The sequence below is a fragment of the Thiomonas sp. OC7 genome, from assembly GCF_900634595.1.
Classification (GTDB): domain Bacteria; phylum Pseudomonadota; class Gammaproteobacteria; order Burkholderiales; family Burkholderiaceae_C; genus Thiomonas; species Thiomonas arsenitoxydans.
The window spans coordinates 3,632,914-3,656,142 of the sequence record NZ_LR131953.1 but is presented as its reverse complement, the minus strand read 5'-3'; the positions used below and the strand labels follow the sequence as shown (position 1 = coordinate 3,656,142).

The window sequence follows — 23,229 nt, the reverse complement described above, 5'->3', positions numbered from 1 at the left end:
TCAACGTCCGGCTTGGTCCGCCAAGGTGCCGCCATCAACGCTGCAGCGGCGATGGGCGGGCGAAACGAGATCCCAGATCGCCACGGCCAGCATGACCGCCAGCCCCAGATACACGATGCCTCGGATGAGGCTGTAGCGGCCAATCAGCACCAGCACCGGACCGATCATGCCGAGTGCCGTGCGATGCCATTGGCGGTGCGCGAACCAACCCAGGCCGTTGGCCAGGATGACGAGCGCGGCGGACAGCGGCAACACGACATGGAACAGAACACCTTCCCACTGGCTGAGAAAGCCCAGGCCGATGGCCGCGCCGATGCTGGCGATGGCTGGATAGCACACGGCGCAACCCATGGCTGAAGCCACCGCGCCGAGGGAGCCGGCTTTGTCGCCGAGACGCGTCAGAAAACGCAAGGGGTTGGCCATGACGGCGTCTCCAATGCACAACGTTGTTTCGAGGGGGTGAAGGACGGTACGTGCCGCCTCGGCGGCATGGCCGGAGCGACAGTCAAACTGTCGCGTCATCGACTTACTGGGAGACCACCGAGGGGTAGCCGGCGTCGGTGGTGGCCTTGATCAGGGCTTTGACGTTGGTCTTGGCATCGTCGAAGGTGACTTGGGCTATTTTTTTCCCAAAATTGATGTCCACCTTTTCGACGCCAGGTACGGTGTGCAAAGCGTTGTTGACGGTGATCGGACACACCGGGCAGGTCATGCCGGGCACGGCGAGGGTGACGGTCTGCACACCAGCCCAGGCAGGGGCAGTGCAAGCGGAAATGAGTGCGATGGCAGTCAGGAGCTTGTTCATGAGGGTTCCTTTCAATAGAACAGGGGAGCGACGAGGGGGAAAGCCAGGGCGACGACGACGAGCGCCGCCACGACCCAGAACAGCAACTTGTAGGTGGCGTTGACCTGGGGAATGGCGCAGACCTCGCCGGGCTTGCATGCCGCAGGCGCCCGGAACAGGCGGCGGTAGGCGAAGAACAAGGCGACCAGAGCGGCGCCGATGAAGATCGGCCTGTAGGGCTCGAGCAGGGTCAGATTGCTGATCCACGCGCCGCTGATGCCCAGCGACAGAAGAATCAGAGGCCCCAGGCAACAGGTCGAGGCCAGGATGGCCGCGAGCCCGCTGGCGAACAGGGCGCCACGCCCATGGGGTCGGGTCGGTTGAGGCATGCACGAACTCCGTTCGGTTGACGATGGTGGCACTGTAGGGCCGTACCAAAGTCCGGAGTCAAGCGGCGCTGCGCCATGGTTGACAAGGTCTTGTGGCCTTGCCCCGCCCCGACGCATCAAGGACGCGTGAGATCGCCGTGCTCAAGTGTCGCGAACACGGGCATGCAGTGCTTCGATCAAGGGGCAAGACGTGGATCCGAGGCTGGAGCCGCAGTCGCGCACCATCCTGGCCAGAGCCGCTTCGATGCGGTGCAGACCGGCTATCTTGACGCGAACATCCATGAGCTTGCGTTCGCCCAGTTCGCGCGCTTGGTCGCAGTGCATGCCGTCGTCGAGTTGCAGCAAGCCGGCGATCTCGTCGAGGCTGAAGCCCAGGCGCTGGGCGGATTTGATGAATTGCAGACGGGCGACGTCATCGGGTCCGTAGCGGCGGAAGCTGCCCTGCGGTCGCTCGGGCTCGCACAGCAAGCCCTTGCGCTGGTAGAACCGGATGGTTTCGACATTGACCCCTGCCGCCCGGGCGACGGTGCCGATGGTGAAGTCATCCGAATCATGGTCCATGGTTTATCCCTCAAGGCGCAGTGCGCAAGTTTGACGCAAACTGCGATCTGGTGTCGCGAAACCGCAGTCATGCGGAACGAGCGCAGTGACCGTTTCGGGTCGGGACGCTGCCCGTTGGATGATCGGATCTCGGTGGTCGCTGAGCACCCATCGGCCGACACAAGCTTGCCGCGAATGCATACCTGCCGTTGTACCGCATCGTTGCTTTCAGATGGCCAAAGCCGGCACCCAGGCGTAGTAACCGTTGAGCAGATAGACCCCGAACAGAATCAGCGTGATGCCGCCAGCAGCCTCAAACAGGCGTCGGTAGGCGTCCAAGCGCCGGAGGTTCTGGAGCCACCCCAACGACCACGCACCCACGGCCACCGGAATCGCCCGGCCGAAGGCGAAGGCCAGCAGCAGACCCACCCCCAACCATGGTGATCCCGATGCGGCAGCGACGCCGATCAGCACAGCCAGCGCGGGAGTGCAAAACGGACACACCGCAACCGAGAACGGGATGCCCAGGGCAAACGCGCCCCATAGCCCTTTGGGGCGGCGCGCACGCAAGGCCAAGGCCGGCAGGGGCAGGCGGATCCAGCCCGGCCATAGCAGGCCCATCAGAATCAGCAGCGGCCCGAGGAACAATCCCCATTGGCGCCCCAGCAGATGCTCGACCCAGGCGCCGCCCAAGCTGGCGATCAAACCCAAGAGCCCGTGGATGAGCAGCATGCCCAGGATGAACATGGCGCCGAAGGACCAAGCCTGGCGGGCCTGCCTGGCCTTGGTGACATAGGCCATCGAGACAGGAATGGCGGCCAGCGCCACGGGATTGATGCTGAAGGCCAGCCCGGCCACGAAGCTGACGCCCAGAGCAGCCGGGCCAGCATGTTCCAGGGTGGTGCGAAACAGGGATGGGTCCATCGGTCAGCGCTCGTCCCGCGCAAGCGGTTCCAGGGCCGCACAGAGCTGCTGCGGCGTCGGCAGTTTGGGGAAGAGCAAATCCCCGTTGACGGCCAGCGCCGGCAAGCTCAGGACGCCCAGTTCAACGGCACGGTCGAGTGCCTCCAGCACATTGCATTCGCGCCACTGAACTTGCGGGAAGCGCTGCAGGGCGGCCGCCTTGAGTTGGGTGCGGGCTCCATCACACTGGGTGCAGCCGGGGGAGTAGAACAGTTCGACGTGCATCAGTGTGCTCCCTTGGACGCAGTCAGTTCAGCGCCTTCGAGCGCGGCCAGAATCGGGCAGGCATCCAGGGGGTAGCGTTCCTGGTTGCAGTCGGCGATCAGACGATCCAGCGCGTTGGACATGGCCCTGAGCGCCTTGATGCGGCTTTCGAGCTGCAGCTTTTTCTCGATCGCCCGCTTGCGCATATCGCCGCAACAGGCGGCGTCCGTGGCGCGCATATCGAGCAACGCGTGGATCTCCGCCAGGGTGAAACCGCAATGCTGGGCCTGTTTGATGAACCGGATGCGACGCGCAGCATCGGCGTCATAGAGTCTGTAGCCCCCTTCGGACTTGGACGTGGGGGCGATCAGACCCTCGCGCTCGTAGAAGCGCAGGGCGTCGGGCGTGGTCTGCGCCAGTTCCGCGAGTTTGCCAATGGTCAGCATGGATCGTTTTCTGCCGTTCAGGAGGAGGACATGCCTGGCCCCGGCATCATCCCAGAACCAGGCGATGCAAAACAAAATCCTAGCGCGCCTGACCGAGACCGGCCACGCGCAACGCGGCTTCGTCGACACCGCGCCCGGCGCAGCAGCCGGCGAGTTGGCCGTCGATGGCGACCGCGGGAACCGAACGCACGCCCAGCGCCTTGGCACGCGCCGCAGCCTTGATGTCGTGCATGTCATGCACGACGACGCCGCAAGACGCGCAGGCAACGCGCTTGACCAAAGCCACCACGTCTTCGCACACGGCGCAACCGGCGCTGAAGACCTCCACCTGACGTTGTGTTGCCATCACAGAACTCCTTCTTTTGAAACACACCCATCTGTCTTGGCATGATCCCCGGGTGAACAAAGACCTGCCGTATCGCGATGGATGCACTCTAGACCTTGGAGTGAGGTCCAGAGTCAAGGGATTTTTTGGCGTGCTGTTCATCTTCGGGATGACTGCCTTCATTTTCATCACCGATGTGACGGAAACTTTTCGGCCGACGTCATCCCGTTGCGACAATTTGGTCAAGGCGTGCCACCCTAGATAGTATCGTCACGAGATATGGCATGATGGCGTTGTTCGCAACAACCGCGCTATTGAGATGCCAGAGACGCTTCATCGACACGACCTATCAGACAGGCACTGGGAATTGCTCGAGCCCCATCTGCCGGGGCGAGCGGGGGTTTGGGGTGGGGTTGCGCAGGACAACCGCCAATTCATCAATGCCGTGTTCTGGATTCTTCGCACCGGCGCGCCGTGGCGAGACCTGCCGGCCTCGTATGGTGGATGGAAAAACACCCATCGGCGTTTTTGCCGCTGGCGTGACCAGGGCATTTGGGAGTCGCTGCTCGAGCAGTTCATTGTGGAGCCTGATTTCGAATGGCTCATGATGGATGCCAGCCATTGCAAAGTCCATCCACACGCCGCAGGAGCGCGGGGTGGCAATCAGGCCATGAGCCGTACAAAAGGGGGCTCAACACCAAGATACATCTGGCCGTGGATGCGCATGGTCTGCCGCTCAGAGCGGTTATTGATCCGGCACTAAACATTTGAACTTATTGCAGGTCGTAGAGTCAGATCGAGCATGGAAAAGATCGACTCCCGAACGCTGCCGGTGGATGCGCTCAACGAGCGCCGCCGACGTGCGGTGAAGATGCGGCTGGACGGCGCGAGTCTGAAGGACACGGCGGCGCAATGCGAGATGTCGCGCACGACGGTGATCGCGGCGGTGAAGGCCTTTGAGGCCGGCGGTTGGAAGGCGGTCGACGTCGACCGCGGCGGCAGACCGGTGGGCAGCGGCCGCACCCTCAACGCCGAGCAGGAGCGCGAGGTTCAGCGACTGATCCGCGACCGCACGCCCGACCAGTTGAAGATGGTCTACGCGCTGTGGACGCGCCAGGCCGTCGCCGAGCTCATCCGGGACCGCTACGGCATCAAGCTGGCCGTGCGCACGATGGGTCTGTATCTCGAGCGCTGGGGCTTCACGCCGCAGAAGCCCATGAAGAAGGCCTACGAGCAGTCGCCGGCGGCGGTCAAGAAGTGGCTCGACGAGGAATACCCGGTCATCGCCGCGTGCGCCAAGGTCGAGGGCGCCGAGATCCACTGGGGCGACGAGACCGGCCTGCGCAGCGACGACGTGCGCGGCCGCAGCTACGCACCCCAAGGCCAGACGCCGGTGATCCGGGTGAACAACAAGCGCCACGGCCTGTCGGTCATCTCCACCGTCACCAACAAGGGCCAGATGCGGTGGAAGGCCTTCGACGGGGCTCTGAACTCGGACATTCTGATCGACTTCCTGCGCCGGCTCGTCAAGGACGCGGGCCGCAAGATCTACCTGATCCTGGACAACCTGCGAGTGCATCACAGCAAGCCCGTGAAGGACTGGCTGGTCGAGCACAAGCACCAGATCGAGGTCTTCTACCTGCCCAGTTACAGCCCCGAGCTCAACCCCAACGAGATGGCCAACGCCGACCTCAAGCAGGCGGTCACGAAACTGGCTCCGGCGCGGACCAAGCTGCAACTCGTCAAGGCCACTGCCAGACACCTCAGCAGCGTCCAGCGGCAGCCCGAGCGGATCAAGAGCTACTTCCAGCATGCTCCGGTTCGGTATGCGGCTTGAGTTCAATGCTTCAATGCCGGGTCAATATTACAGAAGGTACCCGAGCGGATTGCGCAGAGGCTGAGCGGTTGATGGATGGATTCAGGATGCAGTGTCTACTTGCCGATAAAGGCTACGACAGCGATGCCATCGTGGCGAAAGCCCAAGAGCAAGGTGCGCAAGCCGTCATTCCGTCGCGCAAGAACCGCAAGCAACCCAGGGCCTATGACAAGGCGCTCTACAAACTGCGCCATCTGGTCGAGAACGCCTTCCTACATCTCAAGCGATGGAGGGGCATCGCCACGCGCTACGCGAAAAACGTCGCCTCATTCGTTGCCGCCGTGCAAATTCGCTGTCTCGCCCTCTGGCTGCATATCTCGTGACGACACAATCTAAAGAGTTTTCACAGAAATTCATCCCTGAATCAAATAGGATCGGTATGCGCTATGGTGCGTCGCACGCATGGTCGCGGCCGCCTGTGGGACGAGGGCAGCACCGTAGTAGCAGTATGCACACTGAGAACCAATTTTTTCTGGAACTTCGGCAGGTGTGCAGGACTCTATAGCGATTTGCATGATGACGCTCGCTTATATCCGCTTGCTTTTCTCAATAGCCTGATTGCATGAACGCCTTGCGTGTCGTCCTGCTCACCGTCCTGCTGGCTTTGCTGCCGCTGCAAGGCTGGGCCGCTATGGGCGATGCCACGACGTTCACGACCATGCTGGGTCACTGCCCAGACGAGCAAGGCCAAGCATTGATGGCGGCGTCGCGCACTGGCATGTCGGCCGCAGACCTGCAACAAGCAAAGCCGCAGCATTACCTCGACGCCTTAGAACGCAGTTGGTCGATGACGCCGGATGTCCGCCTGAGTCACCCAGTAGCTGGGCATGCCCTTTGCCCTGTCCCCTGCGGTATCGCGTTGGCGATGGCCTCCACGTCACTCGCTTGGCACATTGTGCAGAGTTCAGCCCCCATGCCGGAATTTCATACACGCCTCGTCGCCAGTGCGGCGCCGGACGCCCCTTATCACCCGCCCAGGGTCTGATCACCCCTCAAAGCCGGTATTCGCCCGGCGCTGCAATAGCAGGTCAATCTGCGAGGTCGCTTTCTGTCCCCGGCTCATCCCAACGACCAGCCTCCGGACCCGGTCCGAGAGCATCGTTCCGCGATGAAACTGGGCGAACCGATCGCCACAGTCTTCTTGAAAACATCGATCGAGGTGAAATCATGCGTGTGCGTTTCACAATTGCCGCCATCGTGGCGTTCGTCATGGCCGTCATGGCCTATTTTGTCCTGGCCAGGAAGTCGACTGTCCCGCAGGCGACGTTTGTGCTGCTGTCTGGAAGAACGCTTTCAACCTCTTCCCTGCGAGGCCAGGTCTATCTGGTGAATTTCTGGGCCACGAGCTGCGCCACCTGCATCAAGGAAATGCCCCAAATGGTCAAGACGTACGAGCGATTCAAGGGAAGGAATTTCGAGTTCATCGCGGTGGATATGAGCTATGACCCGCTGCCCTATGTCACCGATTACACCTTGACCCGGCATTTGCCGTTCGAGGTTGCAAAAGACGTGGACGGCCGTCTGGCTCGCGAGTTTTACGACGTGCGCCTGACTCCGACCACGTTTCTGGTCGATAAGCAAGGGAACATCGTCAAGCGGATTCTCGGCGAACCCGACTTTCCCGAGCTTGATCGACTGATCCAGCATGAACTGGCTAAAAACGCTTGAAAGGACCAAGCCCCATGGACATCTCGCTCATCCTCGAAGTCCTCCTCGCGCTCGGCGCGGGCGTGTTGCTCAACCTGACGCCATGCGTGCTGCCCATCATTCCAATCAAGGTTCGAGTCATCCTGCGAGCTGCCGGCGAAAAACCAGCGGCCCGTGCTTTGTCCGCTGGCCTTTTCGCTGCAGGGTCCCTGTTATTTTTCGCACCACTGGGGCTGGCGACAGCTCTCTTGCATCTTCAGTGGGGCGTGCTGTTCCAGTCGCAGACCGTGCTGACTGGCTTGGTCATCATCCTGCTGGTGCTGGCCGTGATGAATTTCACGGGACGCGGATTGCCGATTCCGAGCGCCATCGCAAAAATGGGCGGCGGGCGTTTTGCCGAGCCGCTGATCTCCGGCTTGGTCAGTGCCCTTTTGTCGACGCCCTGCACCGGCCCCTTGCTGGGTGGGATTCTTGTGTTTGCCCTCACCCGGCCAACCGTCGACATCGTGATGATATTCATCGCGATTGGTCTTGGCATGGCTCTGCCCTACGCCATTCTGCTTCTGAAGCCCGGACGTCTCGATCGGCTGCCACGTGGAGGGGCTTGGACTGATGTCGTGCGTCAAAGCTTCGGTTGGCTGCTTGCCGGCGCCGCGATCTTTTTCGCGCAAAGCCTGTTTCCCGCCAGCGTCGACAAGACACTATGGTTCGCATTTCTTGCCGGGGTCATGCTGTGGGTCCTCGCAACGAGCCTTCGCGCCGCAGATCACGCCTCACGCTGGGCCGCGCCACTTTCGAGCTTGCCCGCACTGGCTTTGGTTTATCTGAGTGCAGGACTCTGGCCGACATCCGCGCAAGGCATCCCCTGGCAGCCGCTTGAGGCAACACAGATCGCCGAGATTGCCAATCTGCATCGCCCTGCGCTGGTCGAGTTCACCGCGCAGTGGTGCCTGAACTGCAGGTTTCTGGAGCAAACCGTCTATGGCGACGCGCGCGTTGTGCAAGCCCTGCGCACCCGCGGTGTCGTTCCCTTGCAGGTCGACCTGACCCGCCCGAACCCAGAACTGCAAAGTCTCCTTGCCGCCTACGGCGGGGCTGGCCTGCCGTTCGTGGCGATCTTGAATCCACATGGGCGAGAGATCGGCCATCTTTCCGGACTGTTCTCGGCCGACGCGCTCGTCCGAGGTTTGAATGCCATCCACCCATAAAGGAATTTCGATGAAGCCAAAACTCCGGCGCATGGCCGTCGTCTCGCTCATTGCCCTGACCGTCTTGATCGGCGCTGCATTGCTGTTCCATGCCGCGCATCCCGACCCTGGCTTGACCCCGGCTGCCGCCGGCGATCTGGTCGATTCCTCCGCCAAGGTTCGTGCCAGTGCCGCGATCAATGGCCACAATGCGGTGGTGACGCTGCACATCGACCGAGGCTGGCATGTCTACGCCAATCCGCCGTCGGCGCCCTACTTGATTCCTGTCACGGTGGTCGCGCAACGCAGTGGCCGTACGTTAGCGATCCAACCTCTCTATCCACCCGGTCAAGACATCGGCCTACATATCAACGGCAAGACCATACGGGTCTACGAGAACGGTACACGCATCGCTCTGCCAGGTCTGTCAAGGCTGCGCGATGTCCGCCTACAGGTGCAAATCCAGGCTTGCGCCGACAAAGGGCTATGCCTTCCACCGGCGACGATCGTTGCGACGACCCAATGATCTCATCGCTTCAGCGCTTTTCCGCCCGTAGAACGGGCCCCGTTGCGCGTTTTTCTCACGGAGTTGAACGATGGATGGTCGTGTTTTTCCCTTGCTCGTCGCACTCGCCTGTGCCGGTCTTTCGTCAGGCGTCCGGGCCGCGAATGCCACCCCGGCAGCGGCGGCAAGTGCGGCGCAACCGTCGTGGACGAACGCCAGGCACGCCTTCACCCTGCAGTTGATGCAGCTCGGCCCCGACAATGTGCGCGCCTTCTACGAGAACATGGGCTATCCGCCCAAGGCGATCGCCTCCATCGCCCAGGTGTGCGTGTTCGGAACCTCGATCCGGAACAACGCCAAGGCACCCATCACGTATGACGTGGCGGACTGGATCGCCGTGACCCCGGATGGCCGGCGGCACCCGCTGATCACCAAGACCCAGTGGCTGCGCCGCTGGCAGCCCTGGGGCGTGAGTTCGGACTGGTCGATCCTGCCGGCGCGGCAAACCCTGCAGCCCGGGGATTGGGCCCAGGGGTTCACCACCGTCGACTTGCCGCGCGGCACGCGGTTCAAACTGGTTTATTTCTGGAGAGAGCATGGAACGCAACGCCAAGCCACATTGGCCGGACCGCAATGCGCAGCAGAAGCCCGACATGACCAACACTGAACGTCGCCGGATGCTGTCCTGGCTCGGCGGCGCCGGGCTGCTGGCCATCGGCAGCGCCGCGCGCGCCGCCGACCCGGTGCAGGACCATGCGCTCGCGGTGCAATGTGTTCGCGTATATGGCGCAGCTCAACCCCTCGCCCACCTTCCCGGTGTTGCTGGACCAGCATAGCCAGGTGGCGCATGCGTTCGGCGTGATGGACATTCCGACGACCTATCTGATCGACAAGCAGGGCCTGATCGTCCGGCAGGCCGTCGGCGGCCGGGATTACGACAGCCCCGCGATTCGGCAAACCATCGAGGCCCTGATGCGCTGAACGCGCGTCGGATCCGGGGCGCTCAGGCCACGGTGAACTGGCCCATCATGCCGCTCGCGATGATCGAGCCCATCATGCCTTGCAGGCTGATGTGCCGGACGGAGGCATCCGGCCGCAGCGTCGGGATGGAGGCGATTTTCGCGGGCAATCGGCTCCGCTTTGCGGCGGGGGTCACGGCACGGTGCGGTAGAGGTCGACACTTGAGCAAGATTTTTGAGAACGCCAAGCCGCTGTTGCAGAGTGCTACCCCTGCCACTTCGTGTGGAACGCTTACTCCACCAGAATCTTGCCTACCATGCCAGCTTCCATATGCCCGGGCATCGTGCAGGCGAAGTCGACGGTCCCGGGCTTGCCGAAGCGCCAGATCAACTCACCCTTGCCTCCAGGCGGTACGGCGACCATATTGGGCTCGGCTCCATCGGGCATATCAGGCATGGCCGCCATCATCTTTTCGTGCTCCTTGAGCTCGGCCATACTCCCGATCGTCATCTCGTGCTTGATCTGACCACGGTTGATCAAAACAAACCGAATCGTTTGTCCTGGCTGCACATGGATAACGTCCGGCGTAAAACGCATCGAGTCGTCCATCGTGATTTCCACGTTTTGGGTGGCGACCGTTGCTTTACCAGGATTGCCGGTGGAAGATGCGTCGGCGTCCGCGTCGGCATGAACCGATGCGTGGGGGGCAGAGGCCGCATTTGTGGCAACCACTGACATGTCCATGCCTTGCATGTTCATACCTTGCATATTCATGCCCTTCATGGCACCAGGCATTGCGGCAGCCTCGGAGGACACGCTTGCGCCACTCTTCGGCATGGCCTCGTCTGACCGATTCTCGACTCCAGACGCGTTCGTGGCGGCAAGTGCAATTACAGGCCATGCGCCAAGCAGAAGCATGGACAGCCGGATTTTCTTCATCTTCATATGGATCCTTTCATCAGCCTTAAAAGTACAGCAGCGAATCCGTTGAAAACCAACGGGTCAGAACCAGAACCGCAAACCAGCGACGATGGCCGTCTGGCGTGTCCTTTCGCCGGCGATGCGAGCGAAGTCCGCGCTGCGGCCAAATTTCCCGCTCCATTCCACGCCGACATAGGGCGCAAACTGGCGCGTGAATTCGTAGCGAAGACGCAATCCGGCGGTTGCGTCCGAGACCCCACTTCCGATTTGGCGTGCGGGGTCATCCTTGCCGTACAGGTTGGCTTCGATGCGCGGTTGCAGCACGACGCGCTGTGTGATCAACAAGTCGTAACTCGTCGCCAGACGCAGCGCGCTACGTCCCTCGTTGCCCAAATAGCCTGTGGCCTCGACATCGAACCAATAGGGCGCCAGGCCCTGCACCCCGAACGCCAGCCAGTTGCGGTCGGGCCCGGAGCCGTTGTCGTGACGCACGCCGACCTGCGTGTCCCAGAACGCGGCAACCGCGTGATCCCAGAGAAGCTCGGTTCGGGCGTCCTGCAGGCGTCCTTGTGAGACGTCGCCCTCGGCCTTGATCATCAGGCGGTTGAAATCACGGCCGAACCAGGCCTGCACGTCATAGGCTGTCCAGTTGCCGTCGCGCGTATAGGCGCGCTCTAGGCGATCGACCAGCACCGAGCCGAAATTCTCCTGGTCCGCAAGGCGCGGCGGCTTGACTCCAGGCGGGATAAAAGGCCCGGTCGTCAGCGTGTAGCCACCGGAGTACGCATCGGCGCTGCGCGGTTGGTTGGGAGCCGCCCCTTTCATGTTCCCGTCAGCCGTCGCCTGCGTGGCCGCGCCCGTCCCTTGCATCTGCATCCCCGGCATGTCCATGCCTTTCATGTCATTCGGCGCTGCGGCGGGCTTTGAAGAGGGCGTGGGAGTTGCCTTTGACGAAGACGGGGTGGTTGCATCCATTCCCTGCATGTTCATGCCGCCCATGTCGCCAGACATTGGAGGTTCCTTCGTCGGCGAAGTGGGACGATCGGCCGGGGTGGAAGCCGAAGCAGCAGGAGCTCCCATCCCTGGCATGCTCATCCCTGGCATGTCCATGCTTTGCGCCCAGACCGGCGCGATCGCCAGTCCGGCGATCGCCAATGCCAGAGCTTTGTTGACGTGTTGCAGTCTCATTGATTTCATCTCCTATTGCCGCGGTGGTCACGACACCAGAATCTCGCGGAACATCCCCGCATCCATGTGCATCATCAGATGGCAGTGCCAGGCCCAACGCCCCAGCGCGTCGGCGCTGACGCGATAGCTGACCTGCTGCGCCGGCTGGACCGGGATGGTGTGGCGGCGCACCTGGAATTGGCCATCCGGACTCTCCAGTTCGCTCCACATGCCGTGCATGTGCATCGGGTGGGTCATCATCGTGTCGTTCACCAACACCATGCGCAGGCGCTCGCCATAGCGGAAATGCACCGGTGTCGACTCCCCGAACGGCACGCCGTCGAACGACCAGGTGTAGCGCTCCATGTTGCCCGTCAGATGCATCTCGATCGTGCGACCTGGCGCACGCGGATCGATCGGGCCGCCGATCGTGTGCAGATCAGCAAGAGTCAGCACGCGTCTGCCGTTGTTGCGCAGGCCCACACCGGGATCGTCCAGATTGGTCCGTGGGTGATCGACGCGGGCGTCGACGCCGGGACCGTACTCGGTCTGTGCGTGTCGCACGGCGGGGCCCGTGTCCATGCTCATCCCCCCCATGTCCATTCCTGGCATCGAGCTCATGTCGTTGCCCATCATGTCGGCCATGGTCAGTTGCTGGCGGGGGTCCAGCGGCGGAACGGGCGCGGCGAGACCCGGGCGTGCAGCCAGCGTGCCGCGCGCATAACCAGTGCGGTCCATCGATTGTGCGAAGATGATGTAGGCCGAGTTTTGCGGGCGCACCAGCACGTCGTAGGTTTCCCCGGGACCGAAGCGGAACTCGTCCACGCTGACCGGTTCCACATCCTGCCCATCGGCCGCCACCACGGTGAGCTTCAGGCCAGGGACGCGCACGTCGTAAAACGTGTTGCCCGCGCCGTTGATGAAGCGCAGCCTGGCGGGCTTGCCCGGCACGATGGGCGCCGACCAGTTGCCCGCCGGGGTGACGCCGTTCATCAGGTAGGTGAGCGTCGCGCCCGAAAGATCCGAGAGGTCGTTCGGACTCATGCGCATCTGCTCCCACATCGCGCGCTTGTCGAGTGCCGCACGCAGTCCCTCGCGGGAGACATCGCGAAAGAAGTCCACCGCCGTCGGCTCATGGTAGTTGTCAAAACCGCTGTCGTCCTTGAGCTTGGCCAGGACGCGCATCGGGTCTTCGTCCATCCAGTCGGACAACAGCACCACATGATCGGTCTCGGCGTGTATGGTCTTGCCATGCGCGGGCTCGATGATGATGGCGCCGTACATGCCGGTTTGCTCCTGCATGCCCGAGTGCGAGTGGTACCAGTAGGTGCCGGCCTGCTGAACCTTGAAGTGATAAACGAAGGTCTCGCCGGGCGCGATGCCCTTGAAGCTCATTCCAGGCACGCCATCCATCTGAAAGGGCACGAGCATGCCGTGCCAGTGGATCGACGTCGAGCGGCTCATACGGTTGGTCACACGAATCGTCACCGTGTCGCCTTCCTTCCAACGCAGCGTCGGCCCTGGAATCGATCCGTTGATCGTCGTCGCGACCCGAGGTTTTCCGGTGAAATTGACCGGTGTCTCGGCCACCACCAGATCGAATTCGCGACCCCGCAGATCTGGGGCCGTCCCGGTTGCGGTGGGCGCCGTTTGCGCGCGCGCCGCCCACGGGGCCAGCCCCAGCATGACGCCGCCAGCAGCGAACCCTTGCACGAAGCGCCGCCGTTGAACATGGACACCTTCTGGTCGGATGAGGAGGTTGCGTTGCATGGTTTCGGCTGCTCCTGTTCAATGGAAAAATTTGAATGTGAAGTGTAGACAGGGTGTGCTTTCACGCAGATGACCACGGCATTACATTGATGTCATCGTCCTGTCATGGTCGCGGCAGATTCGGCGGACTACATTGAGAGCATGCCTCGGTCTTGGGGCGCCGGCGAGGTAACGCAGATGAAACTTCTGATCGTCGAAGACGAAGTCAAAACCGGGGAATATCTACAGCAGGGTCTCAGAGAATCGGGGTTCGTCGTGGATTGGGCGCGCAACGGCCTCGATGGCCATCATCACGCGATGATCGCGCCGTATGACCTGATCGTGCTCGATGTCATGCTTCCCGACATCGACGGATGGCGCATCCTCCGATCCCTTCGCGAGTCGGGCAACAATACGCCGGTGCTGTTCCTCACCGCGCGTGACGCGGTGGAGGATCGCGTCAAGGGCCTTGAACTCGGGGCCGATGACTATCTGGTCAAACCATTTGTCTTCACCGAGTTGCTTGCACGGGTACGCACCCTGTTGCGACGCGGGCGCGCCCCAACGCAAATCGATCAACTTGAGGTCGCCGATCTGGTGCTCGATTTACCGCGGCGCCGCGCTACGCGGGCCGGCACCCGAATCAACCTCAGCAGCAAGGAGTTCGCCTTGCTTGAATTGCTGATCCGTCGTCAGGGCGAAGTGCTGCCTCGGTCCCTGATCGCATCCCAGGTTTGGGACATGAACTTCGACAGTGACACGAATGTGATTGATGTTGCCATTCGTCGGCTGCGAGCGAAGGTCGACGATGGTTTCGAGCCCAAGTTGATCCAGACCGTGCGCGGTATGGGTTATACCCTGGACGTCCCCGATGGGCGTTGAGAAGCGAACACGCCGCCCCATGTCGCTGGCGGTTCGCGTCACAAGTCTGGTCGGCTTGGTGACAACGGCGATATTCGTACTCTCTGCATGGGGCATCGAATATTCGATCGAGCGGCATTTTTCCCGGATGGATCTGGCCGAACTGCAATCAGCTTGGGCATCGGTGGATGCAGCGCTTCGTCGAGATGGGGCTTCTTCGTCTGGGGCAGCACAGTCCCACGAGCTCGCCGACGCGATCGCGGGAGGCCACGATGTGTACTTTGTCGTCCGTGATGCTGATGGCCGGCGGCTGTACGGAACGACTGCACCAGATCTCGATGCCTTGGGCGAAAAGGTGCCAGCCACCACGCATTTGGCTTTAGATACGCTCCATATCTGGCGAACCGATCACCACGTCTACCGAGGAGCGGTCTTGCGCAGTGGCGACAAAACGGTCGTCGTCGCCACTGCGATCGACTTCCACCTCCAGTATTTGCGGGAATTGCAGAATGCTCTTTGGGCGGGGACGTTGATGGCAAGCCTCATCAGCGTTCTTGTTGCAGCCTTAGCCGTACGCCAAGGGCACGCGCCGCTGCGCCGCATCAGCGCGCGCATGCGAGAAATGACAACTGAGCGCTTGCACACACGCCTCGATCCAAAGCACGTTCCAGTCGAACTCGTGGATCTGGCGGCCGCCTTCAACGCCATGTTGACCAGGATCGAGCAAGGCTTCGCGCGTTTGCGTAACGTCTCGGCCGACATCGCTCACGAGCTGCGCACCCCTGTGACCAATCTCACGACGCAGACCCAGGTCGCGCTGTCAAAGGCCCGGGACGTGGATGCCTACCGGGAAATCCTGTATTCGAACCTTGAAGAATTCGAGCGTATGGGCGCGATGATCAGCGACATGCTGTTCCTGGCGCAAGCCGAGCAGGGGCCGATGCGACGCGACGCCGGGGGAATTGACCTGCATGCGGAAATACGCAGCCTGTTCGACTACTTCGAAGCCTGGGCGGAGGACCGTGGGGTCTCGCTCGAACTGAACGGGCAAGTCGGTCGAGTCGAGGGTGATCGAGAGATGTTGCGCCGCGCACTCAGCAACCTGATCGCCAATGCCGTCCGCTACACGCAACGCGACCAATCCGTCGACGTACGCCTGTCGCGGAATCAGCGATGGGTCACGATCGAGGTCTGTAATCCCGGGATTGGCATTCCATCAGAACATTTGCCGCATCTGTTCGATCGCTTTTACCGCGTGGATCCCTCGCGCCAGCGACGCGGCGAGGGTGCAGGCCTCGGACTTGCCATCGTCAAGTCGATCATCGAGGCCCACGCTGGGAAAGTCTCGGTCACCTCTACATCCGGAATGACGTGTTTCAGCGTCGACCTGCCGGCCGGGCACATTCTGTGAAACCCGTCAGCTCCGAAAGTATCCAGGTCGCGGTCAGTGCGTCGCGGCTTTCAGTCTACGGCGCAGTGCCAGAGGCCGTTGTCGATGGGGGTTTCGAAGGATACGCGAGAACCGTCTGAATCTGTTGCTCTGCCTGCAGGCGGATCTGAACAAGCTGGCGTAACGTATCCGCGACGCTTGTCGCTGCCTGAGATTGAGCCTTCGGGTCGGGCTTGGCTGCTGAATTCAAGGCCAGCAAATTTGCTCTTGCGGCGTAGAGCTGCGCCTGCAACGCACCTTCCTGACGCAGAGCGCTTGCCTGGATCTGTCCAATGCGGACCTGCTGCGCAAGCGTCAGATTTGCCTGCCAGGCCCGTCCAGCCCATGGTGCAGCTCCATCCATCATGCCGTACCCGCCATACGGTCTGTCGCGAGGGGCTGGACGCTCCCAATACCGGAGGGCACCACCCATCATGCCCATGCCGTAGGGCCAAGGCCCATTTTCATGCCACGGCGCCTGTGCGACGCCGACTTCCCATCGCTGCCCCCAGAAGGGAAACGGACCGAATTCTGGAACCAGCGCCAAGTAGTAGGCGAACAGCACGATGCCAAGCGCGAGCACCCACTTTGAAATCTTGCTCATGATGCACCTCAACTTTCCAGCTCGCGCCGCATCCGCTCATAGGTTTCGCGGTCAATATCCCCGCGGGCATAACGTTCCTTGAGGATGTCCATGTGCTTTTTGTCTACCGGGCGTGACTCTGAACTGTTTGCGTGGCCCGTAAACAGCCATCGGATCAAGCCCACCACGAGCGCGAGGATCACGACCCACCACAGCACCATGAACACCCACCCCAGGCCGAATCCACCCCAACCACCCATCATTCCATAGCCATATCCCACGATGACGCTCCTTCAATCCGAATGCGAGAGCCCCCACAACGAGCCAAAAACTTGGCGGCGCTGTACTTACGACTGCAGGGACTGGGCGACACGCAGCAGTTTGGTGCGCACTTCCCCTCCGAGCCGGTCGATTTCAGACTGCCCGACCATGCCGAGCACGGCGGCCGGATCCATGAATACCACGCTGACCTTTCCGTCTGGTTCCTCTCGCACGACGACATTGCACGGCAGTAGCGCGCCAATGTCGGGCTCCACTTTCAATGCCTGGTGGGCATAGTGGGGATTGCAGGCGCCCAGGATGCGATAGGGGCGCTCATCGATCCCAAGCTTGGCCTTGAGCGTCGCCGCCACATCGATTGTGGTCAGCACACCGAAGCCCTCCTCTTTCAATGCATCGGTCGCGGCCTGCACCGTGGTCTCGAAGTCTTTGTTGCTCGTGACGGTAAACACATAAGAACTCATGACGATTCTCCAATGAACGATGAAAGAGAGGCCTGTCTGGCCTGGGCCCAGTTTTTCAAATGCGCGCGCGCCTCAGGCGCAGGGCGTTTGCCACGACCGAAACCGAGCTGAACGACATCGCCGCCGCCGCGATCACCGGTGACAACAGAATGCCAAAAAACGGGTACAGAATGCCCGCAGCGACGGGCACGCCCAGGCTGTTGTAGACGAAGGCGAAAAACAGGTTCTGCCGGATGTTGCGCAGGGTGGCACGGCTCAGGCGCCGGGCGCGCACGATGCCGCGCAGGTCGCCCTTGACCAGGGTGACGCCGGCGCTCTCCATCGCCACGTCGGTGCCGGTGCCCATGGCGATGCCCACCTGCGCCTGCGCCAGCGCCGGGGCGTCGTTGATGCCGTCGCCGGCCATGGCGACGAAGCGGCCCTCGGCCTGCAGGCGCTTGACCGTCTGCGCCTTCTGGTCCGGGAGCACCCCGGCGATGACCTCGTCGATGTCGAGGTCGCGTGCCACGGCCTTGGCCGTGGTTTCGCTGTCGCCGGTGAGCATGACGATGCGCAGGCCCTCGGCGTGCAGTTGCCGGATCGCCTCGGGCGTGGTCGCCTTGACCGGATCGGCCACCGCCACCAGCCCGGCGGCCTGGCCGTCCACCGCCAGGAACATCGCGGTGCGCCCCTGCGCGCGCTGCGCCTCGGCCGGCGCGGCCAGCGCTGCGGTGCCCACGCCGTTGGCCGACAGCAGCGCCGCGTTGCCCAGCAGCACATGCGCGCCCGCGATCGTCCCGGTCACGCCCTTGCCGGGCGCGGCCTGGAAGTCCGTGGCCGGCTCCAGGGCGAGTCCCTTGTTCTGCGCACCCTGCACGATGGCCGCCGCCAGCGGGTGCTCGCTGCCGCGCTCCAGGCTGGCCGCGAGGCGCAGCACCTCGTCGGCCGCGAAGCCTTGCGTCGGCATCACCTCCTGCAGCCGCGGCCGGCCCTCGGTGAGCGTGCCGGTCTTGTCGACCACCAGGGTGTCGACGCGGCGCAAGGTTTCGATCGCCTCGGCGTTCTTGAACAGCACCCCGGCGGCGGCTCCCTTGCCGGTGGCCACCATGATCGACATCGGCGTGGCCAGGCCGAGCGCGCAGGGACAGGCGATGATCAGCACCGCCACCGCATTGATCACGGCGTACCCCATGGCCGGCGCCGGCCCGAACACCGCCCAGACGGCGAACGTGAGCGCGGCGGTCACGACCACGGCGGGGACGAAGTACGCCGAGGCCAGGTCGGCCAGCTTCTGGATCGGGGCGCGGCTGCGCGAGGCCTCCGAGACCATGTGCACGATCTGCGCCAGCAGGGTGTCGGCGCCCACGCGCTGCGCCTGGATGACCAGCGCGCCACTGCTGTTGACGGTGGCCCCGACCACCTTGTCGCCCGCACCTTTTTCCACCGGCATGGGCTCGCCGGTGATCATCGACTCGTCCACCGAGGACGCGCCTTCGAGGACGACGCCGTCGACCGGAACCTTCTCGCCCGGGCGCACGCGCAGCCGGTCGCCCACCTGCACCTGCTCCAGCGGCACGTCGGCCTCGGTCCCGTCGGGCGCGATGCGTCGCGCCAGTTTGGGCGCCATGCCCAGCAGCGCGCGGATGGCCGCGTTGGTGCTGCTGCGCGCGCGCAACTCGAGCACCTGCCCGAGTAGCACCAGGGTGACGATCACCGAGGCCGCCTCGAAGTACACGTCCACGTGGCCGCTGGCGGGGTCGCGGAAGGCCGGCGGAAAGATCTGCGGGACGACCTGGGCAATGACGCTGTAGGCGTAGGCCACGCCCACGCCCAGCCCGATCAGGGTGAACATGTTGAGGTTCCACGTCGCCACCGAACGCCAGCCCTTGACGAAGAACGGCCAGCCGCCCCACAGCACCACGGGCGAGGCGAGAGCGAACTCGATCCAGGGATAGGCCGCGGCGCCGGGCAGCGCGGCGGCGTGGATCCCCGGCAGGTAGTCGATCATCGCCAGCGCCAGCACCGGCAGGGTGAGCGCCAGGCCGACCCAGAAGCGCCGGGTCATCGATGCCAGCTCGGGGTTGTCCTCGTCCTGCGCCTGCACCGTGAGCGGCTCGAGCGTCATGCCGCAGATCGGGCACGAACCCGGCGCGTCGCACACGATCTGCGGGTGCATCGGGCAGGTGTAGCGCGTGCCGCCGGACGCCGGGCGAGCGCTCAACGCGGGTCCGGGGTGTGCCTCGTGCGGGTGCAGATGGGTCGTATCGTTCATGGTGTTCGCTCTCCATCGGGCGGAGCCCGCGCGTCTCCGACGGCGGCCCAGCAAGACCAGTCTAGGCGGTCGGCGCTTTCAGGCAGATGACCGGATCATGACGTCGATGTCATGTTCGCCGCCGGCCGACGGTCGGCCTTCGCGCCGGCGGGCAGGCGAAGCGTCCTATCGCGTGCGCCCGGCGGCGGCGATCTGCTTCCAGCTCCGTCCTCCGTCGAGGGAGAGATAGACGTCGCGCCGGAAGGTGGCGATCGCCAACTCGCCGCGGCGCGCCGGGTTCTGCGCGACGTACGCGACCGCGTCCTCCCGCAGCGGCGGCAGCGCGACGGCCTGCGGCGCGCTGGACCCGCCGGCGAAGGCGATGCGCGTCAGGTGCGGCTGGCCGTCGTAGCTGCCGTACCAGAGATGCTTGCCGTCGAGGTCGAACGCCACCGACAGGAACTGGGCGTTGCCGGCGACGGCGCGGAAATGCGCGCCCGCGTCGGTGGACAGGTACAGCCCGCTCTTGGTCGCCGCGGCGACGATGCGCGGATCGGTGGGATGCACGGCCAGCGCGAACACCTCGCCCTCGAGGCCGTCAGCGGCCGCATGCTTCCAGACGAAGCCGTCGTCGACCGTGCCATACAGCCCCGGCTCGGGCATGCGGCTGTTGCGCTCCATGGCCATCGCGTAGACCGCGTTGGAGGCGTATCCGGCCGCCATGACGTGGAAGTCCGACTCGCCGCGCAGGCCGAGGGTGTGCCAGGTCCGGCCGCCGTCGGTGCTCTTGACCAGGCCGATGGGATTGACCGCGTTCGTCCCCGGCGCCGGGTGGCCGCTGCTGTAGAACGCCGTGCGCGTGGCGGTAAAGCCCATGTAGTCGTTGGACGCGCTCGGCAGCGTGGACCAGCGTCCCGCCGAGTACACCGCCACGCCGTGGTGGTCGGGGATGTAGAGCCTGGTGCCGTCGGGGCCGAAGGCCAGGCCGTGCACGTGCATCAGCTCGACCGGCGCGCCCGCGGCGGCGATGCCCGCCATGGCCGGCATCGCCGGGCCGGCAGCCCAGGCCGGAAGCATCGTCGCGGCTGCGGCCAGCAAGGCGGCTGCGAGCCGCCGGGTGGGGAAATGTCTCATTGCAACTCCTTTTCGGTTGGGATCAAGAGAAAGCTGAAAAAAGTGGATCGCCTCACCGCACCGCGGCGCTCAGGGTCGTCGGCGGTAGGCAAAGGTCCTTGTCCTCGCAGGCTTGCCAGGCCGGGCAGGCCGATGCGCGCGTCGTTCTCGTAGACGAGGATGTCGCGGCCGTCGATGCGCAAGCCGATGGTCGTGCCGGGCGGATAGCTCGGCCGCCCGTCGAGCGCGCGCCCGTCGCTCAGCACGCGCACCGACACGGGGATCAGGTAGGGCGCCGAGGGCGGATTGGCGTAGACGTGCCAGCCGCGGGCGATGTGCAGGATCACCGTCGCGCCGCCGGCTGCCGCAGTGACGCTCGCGCTCACCTCCGACGCGGAGTCGACCGGCGCGGCCATGCCGGCCGTCGAAACAGGTTGCAGGGTGGAAAGCCGCTCGATCAGCGTGCCGGCGGTGAACAGCCCGGACAGATGCCCCACCTCGCGTCCGTTGCGATCGAGGATCGCCAGGAACGGCATGCCGGCACCGCCGTACTTCGCCAGCAGCCGCTGCAGGACGGGGTCGGGGCGGGTGAGGTCGGCCTGCAGCGGCACGGCGCCGGCCGCGCGCACGGCGCGCGCCACCGCCGGGTCGCGGTACACGGTCTTCTCCAGGATGCGGCAGTTCAGGCACCACTGCGCGGTGAACTCGACCAGCGCCGGCCGATGCAGCGCGCCGATGGCGCCGGCGTCGCCAGCGCGCAGCGGCTGCCAGGGGATGCCCTGTCCGGCAGCGGGCCAGAACCCGGCGCCCAGGTAGGCGATGGCCGGCGCCGCGGCCCACCGGGTGCGCCGGTCAGTGGCGCGCAGCGCGGTGACAGCGGCCCACGGCACCAGCGCGGCGAGAAACGCAATCCACGCTGCATCAGCGACCCATGCCGGCAGCAGGCTCTGCGCGAAGAAGACCGCGCCGCCCAGCAGCAGCCAGCCGAAGCTCTTGCGCACCACCTCGGCCCAGGCCCCGCCTCGCGGCAGCCGGGCGAGTAGGGCAGGCCGCAGCAGCAGCACGACGTAGGGCAGCGCCATCCCCGAACCGATGGCCACGAACAGCGTCACAATGTCCGCCGGCGGTCGGGTCAGGGCGAAGACCAGCACGCCGCCGAGCAGGGGGCCCGTGCACGGCGTGGACAGCACGCCGCCGACCAGACCCGACACCAGCGGCTCGAGATGGCGACCACCGCGCAGGCGCGCGACCGCTGCCGGCACCGGCAGGCTGCGCGCGGAAAAGCTCGCCGCCGCCAGCACCAGCATCACCACGACCAGCCCGACCAGCACCGCGCGCGACTGGAACAACACCCCCCACTGCAAGTGCAGCAGCGCGGTGGCCAGTCCCAGCGCCGCGAAGAACGACACCGAGCCGAGAGCGAACAGGGCGGCGGACACGGCCCGCGCTCCGATTCCCTCGCCGGCCTCGCGCAGGATGGTTCGGACCTTGATCGGGATGACCGGTAGCACGCACGGGGTCAGGTTCAGCAGCAGGCCCGCGGCGAGGGCCAGGGCGATTTCGAAGAAAAGGGACATGTCGGTCGCACCTATCACGAAGCGGCCAGCTCGCGGCGGATGAGGCGGTGGAGTTCCGGGAAGTCCGGTTCACCGAGGATGCGCTTGAGGATGCGCCCGCGCTTGTCGACCAGGAAGGTGGTGGGCGTCATCCGCACCCCGAAGAACGCGCGGGCCGCGCTGCCGTCGGCGTCGCGGGCGACGTCGAAGGGCAGGCGGCGCGTGCGGGCGTACTGCTCGACGAAGTCCGGCGGGTCGTAGCTCATCGCTACCGCGACGAAGGCGAAATCCCGCCCCTTGAAGCGCTGGTCGGTCTGGATCATCTGTGGCATTTCCTTGATGCAGGTGGCGCAACTGGTCGCCCAGAAGTTCACCAGGTAGACCTTGCCGCGCAACTGCGTGGTGGTCAGCTTCCGGCCAGACAGCAGGACGAAGGTCGCGTCCGGCGCCGGCGGGTGGTCGGTGAGCGCGACATAGGCCACGGCGACCAATGCGGCGGCCACGCCGGCCGCAACGACGGATCGCAGACGAATGCGCATGGGAAAACCTCGATCGATCGTTCACGGGGACGGCCGCGGCGGATGCCGGCGTCCCCCGGAAGGGACGGCCACATGGCCGCCCCGCAGTGAGGCGTCGGGAGATTCAGGCCCGGGGCGGCCGGTAGGATGCGTCGGGCGGCGCGCTGGGGAGGCGCTGGTCGTCGGGTTGCGGCACAGCCGCTGCGGCAGGCGGCAGGAAGGACACGGCCGGCGCCGAAACCGTCGCCAGCGTCAGTCCGCAGACGACATGGCAGGTCGACTGGCCGCCGGCAGGACAGCCTGCGCCGTGACGCACGAACGGACGCGGCGGTGCGGCGAGGCTCGTGGCGCGCGCGGCCGACCCGTGTCCGAACGTTGGAGCCGCATGGCCGCATGCAGTCCCAGCCATCGCCGTGGCGGCCGCGGGCATTACGGCGTACGCCCAGCCGTGCAGTGGCAAGACTGCCAGCACAAAGGCGATGAAAGCGATGCGCAAGGCGCTCATGCGTTCGGGGAAGTGGGAATGGCCGGAC

General features: G+C 64.3%; 30 protein-coding genes and 2 pseudogenes. 12 read left to right on the top strand and 20 right to left on the bottom strand.

All coding sequences use genetic code 11. The features are described from left to right. The 8 genes from merC to BIO17B3_RS17645 all read right to left on the bottom strand — a co-directional run bounded on the left by merC (position 1) and on the right by BIO17B3_RS17645 (position 3,672). Positions 1-411 (bottom strand): organomercurial transporter MerC, encoded by a 411-nt coding sequence (merC, locus tag BIO17B3_RS17680; RefSeq protein WP_197737930.1) that lies wholly within the window; start codon positions 409-411, stop codon positions 1-3. Positions 412-526: 115 nt separating this feature from the next. Further along, entirely contained in the window at positions 527-805 is a 279-nt protein-coding gene (gene merP, locus BIO17B3_RS17675) for a mercury resistance system periplasmic binding protein MerP (protein WP_013106939.1), read from the bottom strand. An 11-nt stretch (positions 806-816) separates the two neighbouring features. Next, positions 817-1,173 (bottom strand): mercuric ion transporter MerT, encoded by a 357-nt coding sequence (gene merT / locus BIO17B3_RS17670; RefSeq protein ID WP_013106940.1) that lies wholly within the window; start codon positions 1,171-1,173, stop codon positions 817-819. A gap of 141 nt (positions 1,174-1,314) precedes the next feature. After that, complete coding sequence (gene merR, locus BIO17B3_RS17665) at positions 1,315-1,734, bottom strand: Hg(II)-responsive transcriptional regulator (protein WP_013106941.1); 420 nt, start codon at positions 1,732-1,734, stop codon at positions 1,315-1,317. 207 nt (positions 1,735-1,941) lie between these two features. Beyond that, a complete protein-coding gene (locus tag BIO17B3_RS17660; protein WP_094161306.1) occupies positions 1,942-2,637 on the bottom strand; it encodes a cytochrome c biogenesis CcdA family protein in 696 nt (231 codons plus the stop codon). 3 nt (positions 2,638-2,640) lie between these two features. Then, the gene (locus BIO17B3_RS17655; protein WP_094161305.1) at positions 2,641-2,901 is read right to left on the bottom strand and encodes a thioredoxin family protein; all 261 of its coding nucleotides are present in this window, start codon (positions 2,899-2,901) and stop codon (positions 2,641-2,643) included. Beyond that, a complete protein-coding gene (locus BIO17B3_RS17650; protein ID WP_094161304.1) occupies positions 2,901-3,326 on the bottom strand; it encodes a heavy metal-responsive transcriptional regulator in 426 nt (141 codons plus the stop codon). Before BIO17B3_RS17650 ends, BIO17B3_RS17655 begins: the two co-directional genes overlap by 1 nt. Positions 3,327-3,405: 79 nt before the next feature. Continuing rightward, a complete protein-coding gene (locus BIO17B3_RS17645) occupies positions 3,406-3,672 on the bottom strand; it encodes a thioredoxin family protein (protein WP_094161303.1) in 267 nt (88 codons plus the stop codon). A gap of 298 nt (positions 3,673-3,970) precedes the next feature. On the opposite strand from BIO17B3_RS17645, the pseudogene BIO17B3_RS17640 reads away from it, so the two are divergent. The 10 genes and pseudogenes from BIO17B3_RS17640 to BIO17B3_RS17595 form a co-directional block, all read left to right on the top strand. Then, positions 3,971-4,401, top strand: a pseudogene (locus BIO17B3_RS17640) (IS5-like element ISThsp20 family transposase); the annotation flags it as partial. A 52-nt stretch (positions 4,402-4,453) separates the two neighbouring features. Continuing rightward, complete coding sequence (locus tag BIO17B3_RS17635) at positions 4,454-5,488, top strand: IS630 family transposase (protein WP_094159374.1); 1,035 nt, start codon at positions 4,454-4,456, stop codon at positions 5,486-5,488. A gap of 8 nt (positions 5,489-5,496) precedes the next feature. After that, positions 5,497-5,850: pseudogene (locus BIO17B3_RS17630) on the top strand (IS5 family transposase); the annotation flags it as partial. A gap of 239 nt (positions 5,851-6,089) precedes the next feature. Next, the gene (locus tag BIO17B3_RS17625; protein WP_094161296.1) at positions 6,090-6,512 is read left to right on the top strand and encodes a hypothetical protein; all 423 of its coding nucleotides are present in this window, start codon (positions 6,090-6,092) and stop codon (positions 6,510-6,512) included. 182 nt (positions 6,513-6,694) lie between these two features. Beyond that, positions 6,695-7,195, top strand: coding sequence for a TlpA disulfide reductase family protein (locus tag BIO17B3_RS17620; protein WP_013106948.1), 501 nt, complete (start codon positions 6,695-6,697; stop codon positions 7,193-7,195). Between the two features lie 14 nt (positions 7,196-7,209). Continuing rightward, positions 7,210-8,382 (top strand): protein-disulfide reductase DsbD, encoded by a 1,173-nt coding sequence (locus BIO17B3_RS17615; RefSeq protein ID WP_013106949.1) that lies wholly within the window; start codon positions 7,210-7,212, stop codon positions 8,380-8,382. Between the two features lie 10 nt (positions 8,383-8,392). Further along, positions 8,393-8,887 carry a protein-disulfide reductase DsbD N-terminal domain-containing protein gene (locus BIO17B3_RS17610; protein WP_013106950.1) on the top strand — a complete coding sequence of 165 codons (495 nt, stop codon included), beginning with the start codon at positions 8,393-8,395 and terminating at the stop codon, positions 8,885-8,887. Positions 8,888-8,957: 70 nt separating this feature from the next. Further along, positions 8,958-9,533: a hypothetical protein gene (locus BIO17B3_RS17605; RefSeq protein WP_013106951.1), complete on the top strand. Its 576-nt coding sequence runs from the start codon at positions 8,958-8,960 to the stop codon at positions 9,531-9,533. After that, complete coding sequence (locus BIO17B3_RS17600) at positions 9,520-9,702, top strand: hypothetical protein (RefSeq protein ID WP_013106952.1); 183 nt, start codon at positions 9,520-9,522, stop codon at positions 9,700-9,702. The genes BIO17B3_RS17605 and BIO17B3_RS17600 overlap by 14 nt, the downstream gene beginning before the upstream one ends. After that, positions 9,686-9,847 (top strand): peroxiredoxin, encoded by a 162-nt coding sequence (locus tag BIO17B3_RS17595; protein ID WP_232054333.1) that lies wholly within the window; start codon positions 9,686-9,688, stop codon positions 9,845-9,847. The genes BIO17B3_RS17600 and BIO17B3_RS17595 overlap by 17 nt, the downstream gene beginning before the upstream one ends. Before the next feature lie 22 nt (positions 9,848-9,869). On the opposite strand, the gene BIO17B3_RS17590 is transcribed toward BIO17B3_RS17595, so the two are convergent. From BIO17B3_RS17590 to BIO17B3_RS17575, 4 genes are all read right to left on the bottom strand, one after another. After that, the gene (locus tag BIO17B3_RS17590; RefSeq protein WP_156054965.1) at positions 9,870-10,022 is read right to left on the bottom strand and encodes a hypothetical protein; all 153 of its coding nucleotides are present in this window, start codon (positions 10,020-10,022) and stop codon (positions 9,870-9,872) included. Between the two features lie 95 nt (positions 10,023-10,117). Then, positions 10,118-10,771, bottom strand: coding sequence for a plastocyanin/azurin family copper-binding protein (locus BIO17B3_RS17585; protein WP_013106953.1), 654 nt, complete (start codon positions 10,769-10,771; stop codon positions 10,118-10,120). Positions 10,772-10,828: 57 nt separating this feature from the next. Further along, entirely contained in the window at positions 10,829-11,935 is a 1,107-nt protein-coding gene (locus BIO17B3_RS17580; RefSeq protein WP_013106954.1) for a copper resistance protein B, read from the bottom strand. Positions 11,936-11,962: 27 nt separating this feature from the next. Beyond that, positions 11,963-13,684, bottom strand: coding sequence for a copper resistance system multicopper oxidase (locus BIO17B3_RS17575; protein ID WP_013106955.1), 1,722 nt, complete (start codon positions 13,682-13,684; stop codon positions 11,963-11,965). Between the two features lie 177 nt (positions 13,685-13,861). Here BIO17B3_RS17575 and BIO17B3_RS17570 point away from each other — a divergent pair, with 177 nt between their 5' ends. Both BIO17B3_RS17570 and BIO17B3_RS17565 read left to right on the top strand, forming a co-directional pair. Next, positions 13,862-14,545, top strand: coding sequence for a heavy metal response regulator transcription factor (locus BIO17B3_RS17570; RefSeq protein WP_041609312.1), 684 nt, complete (start codon positions 13,862-13,864; stop codon positions 14,543-14,545). Next, positions 14,535-15,935 carry a heavy metal sensor histidine kinase gene (locus BIO17B3_RS17565; RefSeq protein WP_013106957.1) on the top strand — a complete coding sequence of 467 codons (1,401 nt, stop codon included), beginning with the start codon at positions 14,535-14,537 and terminating at the stop codon, positions 15,933-15,935. The genes BIO17B3_RS17570 and BIO17B3_RS17565 overlap by 11 nt, the downstream gene beginning before the upstream one ends. Positions 15,936-15,990: 55 nt before the next feature. On the opposite strand, the gene BIO17B3_RS17560 is transcribed toward BIO17B3_RS17565, so the two are convergent. The 8 genes from BIO17B3_RS17560 to BIO17B3_RS17525 all read right to left on the bottom strand — a co-directional run bounded on the left by BIO17B3_RS17560 (position 15,991) and on the right by BIO17B3_RS17525 (position 23,201). Continuing rightward, entirely contained in the window at positions 15,991-16,557 is a 567-nt protein-coding gene (locus BIO17B3_RS17560; protein ID WP_013106958.1) for a hypothetical protein, read from the bottom strand. Between the two features lie 8 nt (positions 16,558-16,565). Beyond that, on the bottom strand, positions 16,566-16,817 hold the full coding sequence (locus BIO17B3_RS17555; protein WP_013106959.1) for an SHOCT domain-containing protein: 252 nt from the start codon (positions 16,815-16,817) through the stop codon (positions 16,566-16,568). Between the two features lie 66 nt (positions 16,818-16,883). After that, the gene (locus tag BIO17B3_RS17550) at positions 16,884-17,279 is read right to left on the bottom strand and encodes a DUF302 domain-containing protein (RefSeq protein ID WP_013106960.1); all 396 of its coding nucleotides are present in this window, start codon (positions 17,277-17,279) and stop codon (positions 16,884-16,886) included. Between the two features lie 55 nt (positions 17,280-17,334). Then, positions 17,335-19,530, bottom strand: coding sequence for a copper-translocating P-type ATPase (locus tag BIO17B3_RS17545; protein WP_050985964.1), 2,196 nt, complete (start codon positions 19,528-19,530; stop codon positions 17,335-17,337). A 165-nt stretch (positions 19,531-19,695) separates the two neighbouring features. After that, entirely contained in the window at positions 19,696-20,643 is a 948-nt protein-coding gene (locus tag BIO17B3_RS17540) for a F510_1955 family glycosylhydrolase (RefSeq protein WP_013106962.1), read from the bottom strand. After that, positions 20,640-22,199 carry a cytochrome c biogenesis protein CcdA gene (locus BIO17B3_RS17535; RefSeq protein WP_041609028.1) on the bottom strand — a complete coding sequence of 520 codons (1,560 nt, stop codon included), beginning with the start codon at positions 22,197-22,199 and terminating at the stop codon, positions 20,640-20,642. Before BIO17B3_RS17535 ends, BIO17B3_RS17540 begins: the two co-directional genes overlap by 4 nt. A 14-nt stretch (positions 22,200-22,213) precedes the next feature. Continuing rightward, positions 22,214-22,717: a TlpA disulfide reductase family protein gene (locus tag BIO17B3_RS17530; RefSeq protein ID WP_013106964.1), complete on the bottom strand. Its 504-nt coding sequence runs from the start codon at positions 22,715-22,717 to the stop codon at positions 22,214-22,216. A gap of 103 nt (positions 22,718-22,820) precedes the next feature. Then, positions 22,821-23,201 carry a hypothetical protein gene (locus BIO17B3_RS17525; RefSeq protein WP_013106965.1) on the bottom strand — a complete coding sequence of 127 codons (381 nt, stop codon included), beginning with the start codon at positions 23,199-23,201 and terminating at the stop codon, positions 22,821-22,823. Positions 23,202-23,229 lie beyond the last annotated feature (28 nt).

Excerpts from the sequence above, each read along its gene's own strand:
- BIO17B3_RS17655 (WP_094161305.1), bottom strand. The coding sequence starts at position 2,901 with ATGCACGTCGAACTGTTCTACTCCCCCGGCTGCACCCAGTGTGATGGA.
- BIO17B3_RS17535 (WP_041609028.1), bottom strand. The coding sequence starts at position 22,199 with ATGTCCCTTTTCTTCGAAATCGCCCTGGCCCTCGCCGCGGGCCTGCTG.
- BIO17B3_RS17575 (WP_013106955.1), bottom strand. The coding sequence starts at position 13,684 with ATGCAACGCAACCTCCTCATCCGACCAGAAGGTGTCCATGTTCAACGG.
- BIO17B3_RS17645 (WP_094161303.1), bottom strand. The coding sequence starts at position 3,672 with ATGGCAACACAACGTCAGGTGGAGGTCTTCAGCGCCGGTTGCGCCGTG.
- BIO17B3_RS17525 (WP_013106965.1), bottom strand. The coding sequence starts at position 23,201 with ATGAGCGCCTTGCGCATCGCTTTCATCGCCTTTGTGCTGGCAGTCTTG.
- BIO17B3_RS17540 (WP_013106962.1), bottom strand. The coding sequence starts at position 20,643 with ATGAGACATTTCCCCACCCGGCGGCTCGCAGCCGCCTTGCTGGCCGCA.
- BIO17B3_RS17635 (WP_094159374.1), top strand. The coding sequence starts at position 4,454 with ATGGAAAAGATCGACTCCCGAACGCTGCCGGTGGATGCGCTCAACGAG.
- BIO17B3_RS17615 (WP_013106949.1), top strand. The coding sequence starts at position 7,210 with ATGGACATCTCGCTCATCCTCGAAGTCCTCCTCGCGCTCGGCGCGGGC.
- BIO17B3_RS17570 (WP_041609312.1), top strand. The coding sequence starts at position 13,862 with ATGAAACTTCTGATCGTCGAAGACGAAGTCAAAACCGGGGAATATCTA.
- BIO17B3_RS17650 (WP_094161304.1), bottom strand. The coding sequence starts at position 3,326 with ATGCTGACCATTGGCAAACTCGCGGAACTGGCGCAGACCACGCCCGAC.
- BIO17B3_RS17660 (WP_094161306.1), bottom strand. The coding sequence starts at position 2,637 with ATGGACCCATCCCTGTTTCGCACCACCCTGGAACATGCTGGCCCGGCT.
- BIO17B3_RS17610 (WP_013106950.1), top strand. The coding sequence starts at position 8,393 with ATGAAGCCAAAACTCCGGCGCATGGCCGTCGTCTCGCTCATTGCCCTG.
- BIO17B3_RS17545 (WP_050985964.1), bottom strand. The coding sequence starts at position 19,530 with ATGAACGATACGACCCATCTGCACCCGCACGAGGCACACCCCGGACCC.
- BIO17B3_RS17565 (WP_013106957.1), top strand. The coding sequence starts at position 14,535 with ATGGGCGTTGAGAAGCGAACACGCCGCCCCATGTCGCTGGCGGTTCGC.
- merT (WP_013106940.1), bottom strand. The coding sequence starts at position 1,173 with ATGCCTCAACCGACCCGACCCCATGGGCGTGGCGCCCTGTTCGCCAGC.
- BIO17B3_RS17585 (WP_013106953.1), bottom strand. The coding sequence starts at position 10,771 with ATGAAGATGAAGAAAATCCGGCTGTCCATGCTTCTGCTTGGCGCATGG.
- BIO17B3_RS17560 (WP_013106958.1), bottom strand. The coding sequence starts at position 16,557 with ATGAGCAAGATTTCAAAGTGGGTGCTCGCGCTTGGCATCGTGCTGTTC.
- BIO17B3_RS17550 (WP_013106960.1), bottom strand. The coding sequence starts at position 17,279 with ATGAGTTCTTATGTGTTTACCGTCACGAGCAACAAAGACTTCGAGACC.
- BIO17B3_RS17580 (WP_013106954.1), bottom strand. The coding sequence starts at position 11,935 with ATGAGACTGCAACACGTCAACAAAGCTCTGGCATTGGCGATCGCCGGA.
- BIO17B3_RS17620 (WP_013106948.1), top strand. The coding sequence starts at position 6,695 with ATGCGTGTGCGTTTCACAATTGCCGCCATCGTGGCGTTCGTCATGGCC.
- BIO17B3_RS17625 (WP_094161296.1), top strand. The coding sequence starts at position 6,090 with ATGAACGCCTTGCGTGTCGTCCTGCTCACCGTCCTGCTGGCTTTGCTG.
- BIO17B3_RS17600 (WP_013106952.1), top strand. The coding sequence starts at position 9,520 with ATGACCAACACTGAACGTCGCCGGATGCTGTCCTGGCTCGGCGGCGCC.
- BIO17B3_RS17530 (WP_013106964.1), bottom strand. The coding sequence starts at position 22,717 with ATGCGCATTCGTCTGCGATCCGTCGTTGCGGCCGGCGTGGCCGCCGCA.
- merP (WP_013106939.1), bottom strand. The coding sequence starts at position 805 with ATGAACAAGCTCCTGACTGCCATCGCACTCATTTCCGCTTGCACTGCC.
- BIO17B3_RS17605 (WP_013106951.1), top strand. The coding sequence starts at position 8,958 with ATGGATGGTCGTGTTTTTCCCTTGCTCGTCGCACTCGCCTGTGCCGGT.
- merR (WP_013106941.1), bottom strand. The coding sequence starts at position 1,734 with ATGGACCATGATTCGGATGACTTCACCATCGGCACCGTCGCCCGGGCG.